The organism is Methanofollis tationis (assembly GCF_013377755.1).
Classification (GTDB): domain Archaea; phylum Halobacteriota; class Methanomicrobia; order Methanomicrobiales; family Methanofollaceae; genus Methanofollis; species Methanofollis tationis.
This window is the reverse complement of the sequence record NZ_JABXWR010000001.1, coordinates 1,001,203-1,015,887: the sequence shown is the minus strand read 5'-3', so window position 1 is coordinate 1,015,887 and position 14,685 is coordinate 1,001,203. Positions and strand designations below refer to the sequence as shown.

General features: G+C 64.8%; 15 protein-coding genes. 8 read left to right on the top strand and 7 right to left on the bottom strand.

All coding sequences use genetic code 11. The annotated features are described in order from the left end of the window. Positions 1 to 6 precede the first annotated feature (6 nt). From HWN36_RS05200 to HWN36_RS05185, 4 genes are read right to left on the bottom strand one after another with little or no spacing between them, the layout of a single operon-like run. Positions 7 to 1,170 (bottom strand): aconitase X, encoded by a 1,164-nt coding sequence (locus HWN36_RS05200; RefSeq protein WP_176788389.1) that lies wholly within the window; start codon positions 1,168 to 1,170, stop codon positions 7 to 9. Next, positions 1,170 to 2,411, bottom strand: coding sequence for a UbiD family decarboxylase (locus HWN36_RS05195; protein WP_176789579.1), 1,242 nt, complete (start codon positions 2,409 to 2,411; stop codon positions 1,170 to 1,172). The genes HWN36_RS05200 and HWN36_RS05195 overlap by 1 nt, the downstream gene beginning before the upstream one ends. Then, a complete protein-coding gene (locus tag HWN36_RS05190) occupies positions 2,395 to 2,964 on the bottom strand; it encodes a UbiX family flavin prenyltransferase (RefSeq protein ID WP_176788388.1) in 570 nt (189 codons plus the stop codon). The genes HWN36_RS05195 and HWN36_RS05190 overlap by 17 nt, the downstream gene beginning before the upstream one ends. Before the next feature lie 8 nt (positions 2,965 to 2,972). Continuing rightward, positions 2,973 to 4,175 (bottom strand): HD domain-containing protein, encoded by a 1,203-nt coding sequence (locus tag HWN36_RS05185; RefSeq protein ID WP_176788387.1) that lies wholly within the window; start codon positions 4,173 to 4,175, stop codon positions 2,973 to 2,975. Between the two features lie 50 nt (positions 4,176 to 4,225). On the opposite strand from HWN36_RS05185, the gene cofD reads away from it, so the two are divergent. Next, positions 4,226 to 5,143 (top strand): 2-phospho-L-lactate transferase, encoded by a 918-nt coding sequence (gene cofD / locus HWN36_RS05180; protein ID WP_176788386.1) that lies wholly within the window; start codon positions 4,226 to 4,228, stop codon positions 5,141 to 5,143. Here the strand turns inward: cofD and HWN36_RS05175 are convergent. After that, on the bottom strand, positions 5,115 to 5,951 hold the full coding sequence (locus HWN36_RS05175; RefSeq protein ID WP_176788385.1) for an MBL fold metallo-hydrolase: 837 nt from the start codon (positions 5,949 to 5,951) through the stop codon (positions 5,115 to 5,117). The two genes, cofD and HWN36_RS05175, sit on opposite strands and share 29 nt — an antisense overlap. A 78-nt stretch (positions 5,952 to 6,029) precedes the next feature. Here HWN36_RS05175 and HWN36_RS05170 point away from each other — a divergent pair, with 78 nt between their 5' ends. Further along, positions 6,030 to 6,917 (top strand): cation diffusion facilitator family transporter, encoded by an 888-nt coding sequence (locus HWN36_RS05170; protein WP_246269848.1) that lies wholly within the window; start codon positions 6,030 to 6,032, stop codon positions 6,915 to 6,917. A 27-nt stretch (positions 6,918 to 6,944) separates the two neighbouring features. On the opposite strand, the gene HWN36_RS05165 is transcribed toward HWN36_RS05170, so the two are convergent. After that, the gene (locus HWN36_RS05165; protein WP_176788383.1) at positions 6,945 to 7,421 is read right to left on the bottom strand and encodes a putative zinc-binding protein; all 477 of its coding nucleotides are present in this window, start codon (positions 7,419 to 7,421) and stop codon (positions 6,945 to 6,947) included. Between the two features lie 127 nt (positions 7,422 to 7,548). Between HWN36_RS05165 and HWN36_RS05160 the strand changes: the two genes are divergently transcribed. Both HWN36_RS05160 and HWN36_RS05155 read left to right on the top strand, forming a co-directional pair. Beyond that, positions 7,549 to 8,517: a hypothetical protein gene (locus tag HWN36_RS05160; RefSeq protein ID WP_176788382.1), complete on the top strand. Its 969-nt coding sequence runs from the start codon at positions 7,549 to 7,551 to the stop codon at positions 8,515 to 8,517. Next, positions 8,514 to 9,056 carry a hypothetical protein gene (locus HWN36_RS05155; RefSeq protein WP_176788381.1) on the top strand — a complete coding sequence of 181 codons (543 nt, stop codon included), beginning with the start codon at positions 8,514 to 8,516 and terminating at the stop codon, positions 9,054 to 9,056. The genes HWN36_RS05160 and HWN36_RS05155 overlap by 4 nt, the downstream gene beginning before the upstream one ends. 10 nt (positions 9,057 to 9,066) lie before the next feature. Here the strand turns inward: HWN36_RS05155 and HWN36_RS05150 are convergent, their stop codons facing one another. Further along, a complete protein-coding gene (locus HWN36_RS05150) occupies positions 9,067 to 9,741 on the bottom strand; it encodes a hypothetical protein (RefSeq protein ID WP_176788380.1) in 675 nt (224 codons plus the stop codon). A 153-nt stretch (positions 9,742 to 9,894) separates the two neighbouring features. Between HWN36_RS05150 and ercA the strand changes: the two genes are divergently transcribed. The 4 genes from ercA to HWN36_RS05130 all read left to right on the top strand — a co-directional run bounded on the left by ercA (position 9,895) and on the right by HWN36_RS05130 (position 14,371). Next, entirely contained in the window at positions 9,895 to 11,046 is a 1,152-nt protein-coding gene (gene ercA / locus HWN36_RS05145; RefSeq protein WP_176788379.1) for an alcohol dehydrogenase-like regulatory protein ErcA, read from the top strand. Next, positions 11,030 to 12,115 (top strand): PAS domain S-box protein, encoded by a 1,086-nt coding sequence (locus HWN36_RS05140; RefSeq protein WP_176788378.1) that lies wholly within the window; start codon positions 11,030 to 11,032, stop codon positions 12,113 to 12,115. Before ercA ends, HWN36_RS05140 begins: the two co-directional genes overlap by 17 nt. Before the next feature lie 73 nt (positions 12,116 to 12,188). Beyond that, positions 12,189 to 13,478 (top strand): aspartate--tRNA(Asn) ligase, encoded by a 1,290-nt coding sequence (aspS, locus tag HWN36_RS05135; protein WP_176788377.1) that lies wholly within the window; start codon positions 12,189 to 12,191, stop codon positions 13,476 to 13,478. Beyond that, positions 13,475 to 14,371: a methionine synthase gene (locus tag HWN36_RS05130; RefSeq protein WP_176788376.1), complete on the top strand. Its 897-nt coding sequence runs from the start codon at positions 13,475 to 13,477 to the stop codon at positions 14,369 to 14,371. The genes aspS and HWN36_RS05130 overlap by 4 nt, the downstream gene beginning before the upstream one ends. Positions 14,372 to 14,685: the final 314 nt, after the last annotated feature.

Here is a 14,685-nt window from a genome sequence, read left to right as displayed (position 1 = left end):
CTCGCCTCACGCCGTGGCGACGGCCACGCACTCCTCCATCGTCCCGATCCGGGCGACGGCCCCGCACATCGTGGGGACGTAGGCGAGGGCCTTGCCCGAGTTCACCATGATCGCATCGAAGCGGTCGAGGGCCGGCGAGACGACGACGCAGGTGTCGGCGTAGACCCGCGCCCCGCTCCGCTCGATCCGCTCGACGGCGGTGCGGTTCTCGGCGATCACGCCGCGGGCGGCAAAGACGAAGAAAGGTTTTTTCACCTTTTTCCCCTCGAGAAGGCCTGCGAGCGTTTCCATCTCCGCCGGCGAGAGGTGGGGGCAGCCGACCGCTATGGCGTCGACCTCGATGGAGGTGAAGACCTCCCTGACCTCGGCCATCCTGATCTCGACCGTCTCCGCAACGTCGCCCTTGAAAGTCGGGAGGCGGGCTTCAGGGGTGATCCCGTCCACATGATAGAGGGCCACGGCCCCGGTCGCCGCCATCGCCGCCCCGAGGGCCTTGAGGTGGTCGCGGTTCGGCCTGATCGCGGAGAAGAGGGGGATCCGGTTCCCGACGATCTTCCCTGCCACGTAGCCGAGCGCCCCGTAGTCGGCGGCGTCCTTTATGGCGGCGGGATCATCCACCGTGATCCCGATCGAGGGCTGGCGGTTTTTGAAGATGTGCAGCCCGTAATACGGCGTCCGGCCGACGATCGCCGCTGCAAGGGCGCCCGGCCCCCCTTCCCGGTTCGTCCTCGCCCCGATGACCGAGTTCGCATAGGCGACCGCCGAGGACTCGGCCCAGGCGAGGTGCTCGCCGTAGTGCGTGTTCGAGAGGTAATAGGGGGTGCAGGTGCATTCGAGCCTGATCCCGAGGCGCTCGTAGGCGTCGATCACCGCCTCCTGCTTCGCGGCGAACTCCTCGGGCACGCCCATCTCGCGCCAGCGGTCGCGGTCCATGCCGATCGGGTTCAAGACCGTCGGCACGGCCACGCGGGCGTCGAGCCCCTGCAGCCATTCCAGCCCCCAGCGCCCGATCGTCTTGTACGAGGCGCCGCTCACCTGGGCGCTCGCGATTCCGACGAGTTTTTCCGCCCCGAAGACCGTACCCAGGCCGACGAGCAGCTCCATCATCTGCTGGCGGGTCTCCCCGAACTCTCCGTCCAGGATCTGCTGTTCTTCAGACTCAAGAAACATCAGGCATCCCACCTGGCCCGGACAAACTTCTCCTCAGCGCCCATGACCATCGTGGCGTCGAGGCCGATCTTCACGTTCGTCCCGTCGCCCTCGCGACAGGGGTCCAGGGACGAGCCGCGCACCCCGGTGATCACCATCAGGTCGCGGTCGCCCCGCACCCGCGTGGCGATCGCATACTCAACGTCGGCCATGTCGAAGGGATTGATGTCCTCGTCGACGACGACGACGTGCTTGAGGGAGGTGTGGGCCGCGAACGCCGCCATGATGGCGTTTTTGCCGTCTCCCTGCGTGTTCTTCCTGATCTGGACGACGGCGTGGAGGTATCCGCAGCCCCCGGTCGTCAAAACCACGTTTCTCACACTCGTCACCCCGGCGACCGCCTTGTAGATCCGCGGCTCGTAGGGCACGCCCATCAGGAGTTTGTGCTCGTTGCCGCCCGGCAGGATCGAGTGGTAGATCGGGTCGGGCTTTGTGTACATCCCGGTGAACTCGATCACCGGCTGGATCCGCTCGAAGTCGTAGGTGCCGGTGATGTCCACGAACGGCCCTTCCTCGGCCCGCTCGGTGCCGATGTAGCCTTCGAGGACGATCTCGGCGTCAGGGACCTGGACGCCGTTTGCGCACTCCCAGACCGGGAGTTCGCCGCCCATCAGTTCGGCGGCGAAGGCGAGTTCCTTCCCCTCGGGGACGCGGGTGCACGAGGCGAAGGTGACGGCCGGGTGCGTCCCGATGACGACGGCGATGGGCAGGCGCTCGCCGCGGGCGAGGGCCTCGCGGTGCATCACGTCGGTGTGCCGGCCCTCGACAAGGCGGGCGGCGACCCGGTCGGGTCCGATCATCATCATCCGGTGGATGGAGGCGTTCTCCACCTCGCCGGAGCGGGAGAAGACGATTCCCGCCGTGATATACGGCCCGCCGTCCTTCGGGAAGAAGGTCATGATCGGGATCTCCGAGAGGTCGACCGGGCGCATCTCAAGCCCGCCCATCGGTTTCAGCCGCCCGCTGTACGAGGCGTCGGCGAGGCGTTTCACCAGGTCTTTCTCCTCGGCCCCGAGCGCCGCCGCAAGGGCCGCCCTGCCGGCGGTGAGGTTCATCACGACCGGTTTTCCCCCGCAGTCGCAGAAGAGGAGGATCCGGTCGGTCTTTGCCGCCATCTGTGCCGCTTCAAAGCGGGTGGAGACCGGGTCGACGATCTCGTCGACCAGCCCGCGCTCCCGCATCTCTTCAATGAACCTTCTCATCGTCATGATACCCGCTCCATCGTTTTCCTATATCGTGTTCGACCCCGAGGTGGTCGAGGATCCGGGCGACGACCATGTCCACCAGGTCGTCGACCGTCTGCGGCCGCCCGTAGAAGGGCGGGCTCGCCACCATCACCGTGGCTCCGGCCTCGTCGGCGGCGAGCATGTTTTTCAGGTGCACCCGGGAAAGGGGCATCTCCCGCAGCACCAGGATGCACCGCCGCCGTTCCTTGAGGCAGACGTCGGCCGCCCGGGCGATGAGGGTGTCCGAGACCCCGGTCGAGATCGAGGCGAGGCTCTTCATCGAGCACGGGACGATGGCCATCCCGTCGTACCTGAACGACCCGCTGGCGATCTCGGCGGCGAGGTTGCGGTTGTCCTCCTCGATCACCGGAAACCCGGAGAGGTCCACCCCTTCGAAGGCGGCGATCTCACGTGCAATATCAGAGACGACCAGGTGCACCCGCGCCTCTGCGCTGAGCACCTCGACGAGGCGGCGGGCGTAGACGATCCCGCTTGCGCCCGTCACCCCGATGACATATTCTTTCCCCATGTTCTCCCTCAGATTGGCAGCCTGTACTGCTGCGTCGGTTTTTTGATATGCAATATCTCGATCGCCGCCCTCTCGACCCCGTCCCGCTGGCCCGGGAGGGTGTATATCCCCAGGCGCCACTGCTCCCGCCGCGTCTCGTTCAGGGTCGCAAGCAGGGGCGAGACCTGTTCGAGCCCGACGAGGGCGTCCCGGTCGCGCACCCGCACCTCCATCGACATCTCGCTCGGGAAGGGCGGGATGTCGACGAGCACCGTCTCCTCCTCGACGCCGGCCTCAGCGGCGATCGCCGCCGCTATCCGCCGGCTTTCGGCGACGGTGGTCCGGTTCTGAACCGAGGCGGCGTTCACCTGGCCCCGCCCGACGTACACGGCCCGTTTGTAGAGGTCCCGGCCGTAGAGCCGCCGTGCGAGGGTGCGGGCGGTTCTGTCCGGAGAAGCGAGGAGGCGGGTGAAGAGGGCGGCGTCGTCCATGCCCATCAGGTCATCGACGGTGTCCTCGCCCCCTTCGATATGGGAGAGGAGGGCGAGGTGGAACATCGAGGTGGCGATCCTGGAGACATGGTGGTAATAGACCACCGGGCGCATCAGGGTCCGGGCGATCAGGAGCGACTCGGCGGCGTTGATCCCGCCCTGGTCCAGGGCGATCCCGGTCTCGGTCAGGACGGTGGATCTGATCAGGCGCGCCGCGTCGACGATCCCGTACGGCACGCCGGTGTAATGGGCGTCCCGCAGGAGGTAGTCCATCCGGTCCACGTCCAGATCGCCATGGATGATCCCGGCGTAGCGGTGGCGGCCGTTGATGACCGCGGCGACCTCCGCGGGGTCGAGGCCGCAGCGTGCGATCCGCTCGGCCGTCCGCTCCTCGTGGAGGAGCCCCTCGACCTCCTGGTGCCCTTTTCCCATCATCTCGACCATGAAGGCCTCTGAGACATGGGAGAAGGGGCCGTGGCCGATATCGTGGAGGAGGGCGGCCACGGTGACCAGGTCGGCATCGCGGCGGTCGAGGCCGAGGTGGCGGCAGAGGAGGGAAGCGAGGTGCATCGTCCCGAGGCAGTGTTCGAAACGGGTATGGTTTGCGCCCGGGTAGACCAGGTGGGCGAACCCGAGCTGCCTGACATGGCGGAGGCGCTGGAGGGGCGGGGAGTCCAGGAGGACGAGCGCCGCCTCTCCCACCTCAACGTCGCCGTGCACCGGGTCCTTGATGATTTTCATCGGGCTGTCAGTTAAAATTCTTCATGTATGCGCAATTAAACTATTCTCTTATGCTTACTTTCCTTTCCGGCGGGACCGGCACACCCAAGCTCCTGCGGGGGATGCGCAACCTCATAAACGACAACGAGATCGCCGTCGTCGTCAATACGGCCGAGGACATGTGGATCTCGGGCAACCACATGTCCCCTGACATCGACACGGTGCTCTATCTCTTCGCGGGCCTGCTCAACACCGAGACCTGGTGGGGGATCAGGGGCGACACCTTTGCGACCCACCGTTTCCTCGAACAGTTCGACGAGGGCGAGTTCATCGCCGTCGGGGACAAGGACCGGGCCGTGCACATCGCGCGGGCGCACCTGCTCTGGAACGGCGCCACCCTCACGGCGGCGACGGCGGCGATCGCCAGAACCCTGGGCGTGGAGGCGCAGGTGCTCCCGATGACCGATGCCGAGGTGACGACCTACGTGGAGACCGACAGCGGGCCGATGCATTTCCAGGAGTACTGGGTCGGCCACCGGGGCGAGGTGGATATCGACGGCGTCGTCAGGATGGGCGAGGCGAACCCGCAGGCGACCCCCGGGGTGCTCGCGGCGATCAGGGAGGCGGACGCCGTTATACTTGGCCCGTCCAACCCGGTGACGAGCATCTCCCCGATCCTGGAGTGCAGGGGCGTGAGGGAGGCGTTACAGGAGAAATTCGTCATTGCGATCTCGCCGTTCATCGGCGACAAGCCCGTCTCGGGCCCGGCCGCCGCCCTGATGGAGGCGTGGGGGATGGAGCCCTCGTCCGCCGGGACCCATGCGCTCTACAAAGATTTCGTCGACGTCTTTGTCCAGGACGTGCGGGACACCTGCGAGGTGCCGGGCAGCCTCCGCCTCGACACCCTGATGTCGAACGAGAAGAGGGCCGAGGCCCTCGGATGGGAACTGATGGCGATCGTCAGGAGCGCCCGGCAAAAGAGAGCCTGAGCCCGACGCCGGTCTCTCGGACCCTCGCCACTCCTGCAAGGGCGATCGTGGCGGCAAGCCCGGTGCAGTGGCAGGGGTGGACGGCGCCGGCGTCGAGGCCGGCAAAATACCGGGCTGTCGCCGCGATCTGCTCTTCCGGGGCGTCGAGGAGGTGGAAGCCGCCGATGACGCAGGCGATCCTGCTCTCGCCGCAGACCTCTTTTGCACGGGCGATCGTCGAGCAGATGCCGGCGTGGGCGCACCCGGTGATCACCACCAGACCGTCCTCTGAGCAGTAGGCGAGGGCGGTATCGTCAGGGACGGTATCAGGGGCGCCATCGCACTCTCCGACGACGTTCTGGCCCTCAAAGGGGAAGCGCCGCGGGATCTCGCCCAGGAAGACCAGGTCGTCGGTGATCCAGACGGGCTCGCTGGAAAGGCGGACCTCCCCCTGTCGTGCAAGGGTCGTCTCGTCCACCGGCATCCCGATCTCCGGGACGCCACCCGCGGTGACGCTCCTGAAGATCGCCGGGTGGGCGAGGAAGGTCGGGGGGTTCTGCTCCTGCCCCTCGATGACGGCGCGGGCCCGGTGGGCGAGCAGGGGCAGAAGGCCCCAGGTGTGGTCGAGGTGGGCGTGGGAGAAGGCGACGACGTCGGTCCTGAGGAGGTCGATCCCCATGGCTGCGGCGTTCCGCAGGAAGACGTCTGAGTAGCCGAGATCGAAGAGGACCGTCGTCTCCCCGTCCCTGATATGGAAGGAGAGCCCGGGCTCTCCCAGAAAATACCGGTCGATGAGGGTCGTATTGTCGCAGAGAACGGTGAGGTCCATGGAAAACCGTGGGCCGCGCCGCCTCTTAACCCTGCCGATGGGGTCAGGTTCATACGCTCAGGGGGCAAAATGCCGTTCATGGCAGGTCACGGGACCGGCGACCGGGCCGCCCTGACGGCGGCGGTGCTGCTGACGGCTGTAGTGATGCTCCTCGAGGTGGCCGGTGGATACGTTTCCGGTTCCCTTGCTCTCCTCTCCGATGCCGGGCACATGTTCAGGGACGTTCTCGCCCTTCTCCTCTCACTCGGTGCGGTGATCATCGCCGAGCGCCTGCCCACGAAGACTCGGACCTTCGGCTACCACCGCGTCGAGGTGCTCGTCGCCTTCGTCAACGGCCTCCTCCTGATCGTCCTCGCCGGGGCGATCCTGTACGAGGCGGCGCAGCGCCTCTCCGCCCCGGTCGTCGTGGGCGGTCCACTGATGGGGGCGGTCGGGGTGGTCGGTCTCGCCGCCAACATCGCCGTTGCCTCTATCCTCCACGGAAGAGACGACCTCAACGTGCGCAGCGCCTTTCTCCATGTCGTCGGCGACACCCTCTCCTCGGCGGCGGTGATCGTCGCCGCACTCTGGATCGCCCTCACCGGCCAGACCTTCGTCGATCCCCTCCTCTCGGGTGCGATCGCCGTCGTCATCCTCGCCTCGTCCTACCCCCTCCTGCGCGAGACGGTCTCGGTCCTCCTCCAGTACACACCCTCCGGCCTGGACTTCGAAGAGGTGGTCGGTGCGATCGAAGGGGTGGACGGCGTGAAAAACGTCCACAACGTCCATCTCTGGAGCCTCTGCTCCCATATCAACATCCTTGACGCCCACGTGGTGACCTGTGCGTCCGACTGCGCGGCGACCGAAGCGATCAAACGGGAGATCAGGCGCCGGCTCCTCGCCTTCGACGTGAGGTACAGCACGCTCGAGTTCGAGGCTGAACCCTGCCCGGGATGCGGGGAGATCTGCAGAATTGAGGTTGATTGAGAGGCGCCTCTCTCTCAGATCCCGGGCTTATTTTCTGCCGCACCCGCAGGTGCAGTCCCCGGCATGATCGTGAGGAGTTCTCTTCTTTCCTCTGCCCTGCCCCTCCCAGACGGCGCCGAGGACGATCTCGATCTCTTCGTCCGAGATCTCGAAATCGTGGGAGATTTCGATCCCGAGTTCGCTGACGACGACCCCCTGGTCGGGCTCGATCCCCTGCGCCGCCGCGACCGTTGCGGCGCACCGGTTCGGGCAGCCGTCGAGAACGACGATCTCGTCCGCCTCTCTGCACTGCTCTTTCATCTCCGCAGAGCCTGTGGCAAGGTTTAGAGTGCAGGCGAACGTCCCGTAGCCTTCGTCTTCGAGTTCGAGGGCGACGATATTCGTGAGCTGCCCGACGTTCGAGGCGCCTGCGCACGGGAAGATGATCCGCTTCTTTCCCTCGCCGCCGCACCCGCAGGTGCAGCCTGTCTCCTCGGTCAGGCTGTCGCCTGGTGCTCTCTTCATGCACTCATGGTCGGACCTGAAAGATTATGGTCGTTTTCCCGCTTCTGCGCCGGCACCCATCGGCATGGTTATCTGGCACTCCTGAGCAGTACTGTACAACGACCGGATCTTCCGGCCCGGAGACCTCATGGAGCGGCAGGACCTCATCTCGATTGGTGCGGCGATTGCAATTGTTTTTTTTCTTGCCATTGTCGTAAAACCGGCCCTTACCGGAGGTCCGGACGACGGGGCCGGCACGCTGCCGGCCCTCTCCCCCTGGCAGACGAGAACGGCGCCGCCCCCGCCGCCCCTCTCGGAGAAGGCGGAGATGATCGAGCGGGCCTACCGCTGGACCGGCATCGACGGCGGCGTGCGCACCTGGACCTTTGCGGTCCAGAAAGACCTCTTCGTCTTCTATCGCGATATGCCCAGGATCCCGTACGCCTCGGCGTGGGGGCGCTACGCCCTCTCCGACGCCGACCGGCCGTACCTGGAGGCCCTCGTCGAGGCCGTCGCACCGGACCGTTTCAACACGCCCGACACCGACTATTACCGGGTGATGGACGTCATCTTCTTCGTCCAGCAGCTCCCGTACGCCTGTGACAGCAGCACGGCGAGCTATCGCGAGGGGGTGTTTCCCCCTGCCTATCGCGGCGGTGCCGATTATCCGAAGTACCCGGTGGAGACCCTGGTCGACGGGAAGGGCGACTGCGAGGACACTTCGATCCTGGCCGCGGCGATGCTCGACCTGATGGGCTACGACGTCGTCCTCCTCCGCTACTCCGACCACATGGCCCTCGGGATCGAGATGGCGAAATTCTCGCCGTTTTACGCCGATTACCCCCCGAAATACTATGACTATGAAGGGAAACGGTATTACTACGTCGAGACGACGAACTACATCGAGATCATCAGGCATATCGATTCCGGGTCCGGCAACGCCACCGTGATCCCAGAACGGTGGGGGCGGCCGTGGTCGATCGGCGACACGGCTGACGTCGGTCTCACCAGCGTCCAGAAAGAGAAGCCCGAGATCATCCCCCTGCGTTATGTCGTCAGGCCACGGTACCATACGATCTACCCGGTGCCCACCCTCTCCCTGGAGGTAGGGGAATGAAGATCGCCCTGCCCGCGAAGGTCAAAGTCCCGCGCGAGGTTCTGATCGGGATCGGGATCCTCCTCCTCGTTGCCCTGCTCATATTCGCCGGATGGAGCCTGTACAAGGAGATGGACCGGGCGGCGCGGACCACCTCGTTAAACGAGGCGATCGCCGGGTCCCAGGAGGTTCTCCTCCCGCTGAACACCGACATCTCCGCCCTCCTCACCTCTCTCTCAGATCGCCCCTCCCCGACCGCCTGCGATGCCTATATGCTCAGGCTCAGGGCGCTCGCCGATCAGGGGACGGTGCTGACGGCGGTGCACCGCACAGAGGTCGCCGGGGTGGACGCTCCCCTCTCTGTCGCCGCTGCACAGGGCGCCTACCTCGACGCTCTCGAACACCTGAACCGGGCGTTTGCGTTGTGGGGCGCCGCCGCCGACGCCTATTTCAGGGACGACTACGACGGGGCGCAGGCCTCCATTGACCGGGCCGACGGTGAATGGCAGGCCTACCTGCAGTCGATTGGAGACTACCGGCGCATCGCTGCCGGCGGCTAAAAAAGAGATATCAGATCATATATTTTGCCGGTCCGTAGACCGTGACCGAGAAGGACCTGAGCGAGGTGGGGTCGATGACCAGGTAATAATCCTTGAACCCCTCCCTGAAGAGGATGGAACCCGTAAAGGTGAAATCCGTCTTATCCCCGACCTTTGAAAAATCTGCCGGATAGAGGGTCACGCTGCCGACATCCCGGTTCGGGTCGTTCGCATCCCTGATCTTCACCGAGAACCCCGAGTAATCGGCGTTGTAGGCGGTGGCCGTATAGTTGATCGCCCAGTAACGGAAGGGGATGTGGAAGACCTCCGAGGCCATCACCGATCCGCTGTTTTCAGACGCAATCTCAAAGTAGGAACGCCAATCCGGGGTCACCCCTGGTTTGCTGGCCGTCCCGAACCCGGCGTAGATCACGTTGAGATCGTCGGGGGGCCGCGTGAAGGTGACCGTGGGAGTGGGGGTGGGCAGGTGATAGGTGGCCGGGTCGACGAACCTGATCTCCTTCGGCTCGCTCCCGTCCCAGCTCCCCGGCGGCGTCGGCACCGGCTGCCCGACGGCGGCCTCTGTCGGTTCGGGAAGCGTGGGCGCCGGAGTTTCGCCGGCAGAAGCGCTCTCGTCCGTGCATCCGCAGACGAGGATGGCTGCGGCCAGGATCAGGAGACAGGCGACGAGGCTCTTCTTATGCATATCCATCTGGTTTATCGACCGCGGGTATTAAGGCATTCCAGAGCGGTGCCGGCGGGCGCCCCCTCCCCCTCTCCGGCCCCCTGAGAAGGATAAGACTAACTATATCATTTCTGGCGTCGATTATTCTTCTGACTTTTATCTCCAGGTGCCAGGATGTTGGGGGAATCGGATCACTCGCTGAGGAAATTTGTCGCGCCCGAGTTCGTCTTCGGTACAGGGGCGTCGCGCCTTGCCGGACGGTATGCCCGGAACTTCGGGGTGCACCGCGTCCTTCTCGTCAGCGATCCGGGCGTCGCCTCCTTTCCCTGGTTCGAGGATATCTGCAGGTCGCTGGACGACGCCGGGATCGCATGGGCCCCCTTCTCCGGCGTATCCGAGAACCCGCGCTCTGCAGAGGTAATGCGGGGGGCGGAGATCTACGAGGCCGAAGAGTGCGGCGGCATCGTCGCCGTCGGCGGCGGGAGCCCGATGGACTGTGCAAAGGGGATCGGGATCGTCTCCTCCAACAACCAGAACATCCTCTCGTTCGAGGGCGTCGACGAGGTCAGGATGCCGGGGCCGCCCCTTATCTGCATCCCGACGACGGCCGGGAGCGCGGCAGACGTCTCACAGTTTGCGATCATCAACGACGAGATGCAGAAACGCAAGATCGCCATCATCAGCAAGGCGCTGGTCCCGGACATCTCTCTCCTCGACCCTCTGCCCCTGGTCACCCTCCCCCCTGAGGTGACGGTGAACTGCGGCATGGACGTGTTCAGCCATGCGATCGAGGCCTATGTCTCCAATGCCAGTTCGCCGGTGACCGATCTCCATGCCAGGAAGGCGATCGACCTCATCGTCCGCTCCCTTCCCGTCGCCGTGGAACGCCCGGACGATATCGACGCCCGCTTCGGCACCATGATGGCCTCGCTCCATGCGGGCCTGGCGTTCTCCAATGCCAGTCTCGGCGCCGTTCACGCCCTGGCGCACGCCCTCGGCGGGTATCTCGATCTCTCCCATGGGCTGGCGAACGCCCTTCTTCTGGAATCGGTGGTTGCGTTCAACTACGCCGCGGCGCCGGATCGCTACGACGAGATCGGCCGGATCATGCAGGCGCCTGCGGACGGCGGGAAAGAGGCGCTCGTCTCCAGGATCAGGGCGTTTCGGTCCTCGCTCGGGATCGCCGGGACGATCGCCGACGCCGGTTGCGAGCGCTCAGACATACCGTCGCTTGCCGCCAGGGCGATCGCCGACCCCTGTCTGGCGACGAACCCGAAAGACATAACGCTCGAAGATATCGGCAGGATCTATGAAGCGGCGTTCTGAACTCCCTGACCGCGAGGCCCTCCGGGAACGGATCATCGGGCTTGGCGAGCGGTCGGTTCACAAGAGTTATTATCCCGAGCTGCAGGAGCGGATGGGCGATCTCGAACGGTTCAGGGCGCTGCTCGACCAGAGTCACGATGCCATTTTCCTGATCGACGCCGTCTCCGGCGTGGTGGTCGATGCCAGCAGGTCTGCATGGGAGCAGTCGGGTTTTACGAGGTCGGCCGTTTTCGGCGCATATTTCCTCGACCTGATCGTCCCGGCCGATCGCGGCCGCATCTACGCCTTCATGGACAGCAGCGCGAGAGAGAAAAAGATGCCCGGGCCGCTGGTCACCTCACTGCTCAGATCGACCGGGGACCCGATCCCGGTGGAGATCACCCTGAAACTGGTCAGGTTCGGCGGGAACCTCTATGCCGTCGCCGTGGCGCGGGACATCACCGAGCGCCAGGAGGCCGAGCGCGAGCTGCGGATCAAGGAGAGCGCCCTCGAGTCATCGACCGACGGCATTCTGATCCTGGATCTTGAGGGGCGGATCATCTACGCCAACCGCGCCGCCGGCGAGATCTTCGGATGCGCATCGCCCGGGGCGCTGAACGGCCGCGCATTCCAGGCGTTTCTGACAGACCCCGACGGGGCGCTTTCTGTCCTGAGGCCGCTTACCCATGGGCCGTCGCTCCACGCCGAGTTCCAGGGGCAGAGGCTCGACGGGCAGGTCTTCGATCTCTCTATCTCGGGCTCCCGGGTGAAGGACGAAAAAGGCTGTCTGCTCTGCCTGATGCTCATCTGCCGGGACATCAGCGACCAGAAGGTCGTGGAGGAGATGAAACGCCGGGCCTACGAGCAGCTGGAGCGGAATATCGAGCAGTTCGCCGTCCTCGGCGACCATATCAGAAACCCGCTGCAGGGGATCGTCGGGCTTGCGGCGATGATGGATGATCCCGCGGCCGGGCAGATCCTGCGGTTGTCCTACCTGATCGACGATATCATCGCCCGCCTCGACCGCGGCTGGGTGGACTCGGAGAACGTCAGGCAGTTCCTGCGGCGCCGGGAGAATTTCGGCAGATGATCCCGGGCGTTCTCTCCTGATCTTCATAGTAAAACCCATAACCCCTCCCCTCCAATAAATACAGGATTAGTACATGCGCATTCCGATCAGTGAGGTAACCCCCGATATTGAGCGTGCCGAAGTCGCCGGCTGGGTCCATGAGGTCCGCGACCTTGGCGGTCTCACCTTCTTTTTGATCCGCGACCGGACCGGGATCATCCAGGTCACCATCGTCAAGAAGAAGGCTCCGGCTGCGGTTCTTGAAGCCGCAAAAGCGGTTTCGAGAGAGTCGGTCGTCCGGGTCGCCGGGACCGTGAAGGCGATCGACAAGGCGCCCGGCGGCCGCGAGCTCAACCCCGAGACTTTCGAGATCGTCGCCCCCTGTGCAAGCCCGCTCCCCCTCGACGTGGTCGAGAAGGTGCCGGCCGACCTCGACACCCGTCTCGACGCCCGGTTCCTCGACGTGAGAAAGCCCCGCGTGGCGGCGGTCTTCAAGGTCAGGAGCACGGTCACCACCGCCGCCTACGAGTTTTTCACGCAGCGCGGCTTCTATAACATCACCTCCCCGAAGATCGTCGCCGCCGCCACCGAAGGCGGGACCGAACTCTTCCCGATCGCCTACTTCGAGAAGGAGGCGTTTCTCAACCAGAGCCCGCAGCTCTACAAGCAGATGATGATGGCCGCCGGGTTCGAGAAGGTCTTTGAGATCGGGCCGATCTTCCGGGCCGAGGAGCACAACACCGTCAGGCACCTCAACGAGGCCACTTCGATCGATATCGAGGTTTCGTTCGCCGACCACAACGATGTGATGAATATCCTCGAGGACCTTGTCGCCTTCCAGTATGCCGCCGTCGCCGACCATTGCGCCGACGCCATCGCCGATATCGGCATCGAGTTCGAGATCCCGAAGACCCCCTTCCCGCGGCTGCCCTATGCTGAGGCGATCGAGATCGCTGCACGGAAGATCGAGGAGCCGATCGCCTACGGCGACGACCTCTCCACCCCGGCGGAGCGGGCGATCGGCGAGGAGATGGGGGAGCATTACTTCGTCGTCGACTGGCCGAGTGCGATCAGGCCGTACTACGCCATGCCGTACGAGAACGACCCCTCCATCAGCAAGTCTTTCGATATGATGCATCCAAGGATGGAGCTCTCCTCGGGCGCCCAGCGTGTCCACCAGCACGACCTCCTGGTCAGGCAGATCGAGGCGAAGGGGCTGAACCCGGATAGTTTCGAGTTCTACCTCCAGCCATTTGCGTACGGCATGCCGCCGCACGCCGGCTGGGGCCTCGGGATGGAGCGCCTCGTCATGACGATGCTCGGCCTCCAGAACATCAGGGAAGCCGTGCTCTTCCCGCGTGACCGGCACAGAGTCGTTCCATGACCGTGATCACCCGCCTCCTGCCGACGACCGTCGTCGGGAGCTATCCGGTCGTGAAGGCGGGCGGCCTCAAAGGTCTCCTCGACCCCCTTCACGGGGCGGTCGAGGCCGCCGTCGCCGACCAGATAAAGGCCGGGATCGACATCATCTCGGACGGGCAGGTGCGCGGCGACATGATCACCGTCTTCGTCTCCCGTCTCCCGGGGATCAGGGCGCAGAAGGTGATCGGCCGCGTCGAAGCGCCTGAACGGCCGCTCACCGTCACCGATACGAAATACGCCCTCTCCAGGCACCCGAAGGTGAAAGGGATCGTCACCGGGCCATCGACCCTCGCCCACGGATTGCGGATCGAGACCCCGATCTACCGGGGGCGGGACGAACTGGTCCTGGACCTTGCGCAGGCCCTCGCCTCCGAGGCCAGGGCGCTCGAAGAGGCCGGCGTGGCAATGGTCCAGATCGACGAACCGATCCTCTCGACCGGCGCCGCCGACCTGGTGGTCGGGCGCCAGGCGGTGAACATGATCGCCTCGGTGCTTCGGATCCCCTCGTGCATGCATGTCTGCGGCAATATCGGCGAGGCGATCGACGATATCCTGAAGACGCAGGTTTCGGTCCTGGACTTCGAGTTCTCGGAGAACCCCGAGAACCTCGAAGTGCTCTCGGAAAAGGACCTGAAAGGGCGGCTGATCGGGTACGGCTGCGTCGCCTCGGCCGACCCCGGTGTCGAGAGCGTGGAGACGATCGAAAAGCGGATCAGAAAAGGGGTCGAGATCTTCGGCGCCGAGAACATGCTCATCGACCCTGACTGCGGGCTGCGGATGCTTGAGCGTGACGTCGCCTTCGGAAAGCTGTCCAATATGGTGAAGGCGGCTGCATCTGTGCGGGCCGACCTGTAAACTATTTTTTCCGGGCTCTTCGCTGTTTCATGTGGGTAACGCTTTCACACGTGCCTATCGATCAACCGCCTTCCCCACACTGCACGCCGGGGGTTGCACCCCCGGACCCCCGCGCACGATTGGACCGGGAAGGCACACACGGTATCCTGAGGGATTACGCCCATCCCCCCTATCGCAGATCAGCGGGGCAAGCCAGCCCCCAGGCACCAGCACAGGGGATCAACTCCTTTTCATCTGGAAACACTCCTCGCCTTCTCAATCGCGACCTGCTTCGTGAGGTCAGCCGATTATCCCGTGTCGCCTGAGAGGAGTCA

Coding starts and splice junctions, on each gene's coding strand:
- HWN36_RS05200 (WP_176788389.1), bottom strand. CDS start 1,170: ATGTTTCTTGAGTCTGAAGAACAGCAGATCCTGGACGGAGAGTTCGGG.
- HWN36_RS05195 (WP_176789579.1), bottom strand. CDS start 2,411: ATGAGAAGGTTCATTGAAGAGATGCGGGAGCGCGGGCTGGTCGACGAG.
- HWN36_RS05190 (WP_176788388.1), bottom strand. CDS start 2,964: ATGGGGAAAGAATATGTCATCGGGGTGACGGGCGCAAGCGGGATCGTC.
- HWN36_RS05185 (WP_176788387.1), bottom strand. CDS start 4,175: ATGAAAATCATCAAGGACCCGGTGCACGGCGACGTTGAGGTGGGAGAG.
- cofD (WP_176788386.1), top strand. CDS start 4,226: ATGCTTACTTTCCTTTCCGGCGGGACCGGCACACCCAAGCTCCTGCGG.
- HWN36_RS05175 (WP_176788385.1), bottom strand. CDS start 5,951: ATGGACCTCACCGTTCTCTGCGACAATACGACCCTCATCGACCGGTAT.
- HWN36_RS05170 (WP_246269848.1), top strand. CDS start 6,030: ATGGCAGGTCACGGGACCGGCGACCGGGCCGCCCTGACGGCGGCGGTG.
- HWN36_RS05165 (WP_176788383.1), bottom strand. CDS start 7,421: ATGAAGAGAGCACCAGGCGACAGCCTGACCGAGGAGACAGGCTGCACC.
- HWN36_RS05160 (WP_176788382.1), top strand. CDS start 7,549: ATGGAGCGGCAGGACCTCATCTCGATTGGTGCGGCGATTGCAATTGTT.
- HWN36_RS05155 (WP_176788381.1), top strand. CDS start 8,514: ATGAAGATCGCCCTGCCCGCGAAGGTCAAAGTCCCGCGCGAGGTTCTG.
- HWN36_RS05150 (WP_176788380.1), bottom strand. CDS start 9,741: ATGCATAAGAAGAGCCTCGTCGCCTGTCTCCTGATCCTGGCCGCAGCC.
- ercA (WP_176788379.1), top strand. CDS start 9,895: ATGTTGGGGGAATCGGATCACTCGCTGAGGAAATTTGTCGCGCCCGAG.
- HWN36_RS05140 (WP_176788378.1), top strand. CDS start 11,030: ATGAAGCGGCGTTCTGAACTCCCTGACCGCGAGGCCCTCCGGGAACGG.
- aspS (WP_176788377.1), top strand. CDS start 12,189: ATGCGCATTCCGATCAGTGAGGTAACCCCCGATATTGAGCGTGCCGAA.
- HWN36_RS05130 (WP_176788376.1), top strand. CDS start 13,475: ATGACCGTGATCACCCGCCTCCTGCCGACGACCGTCGTCGGGAGCTAT.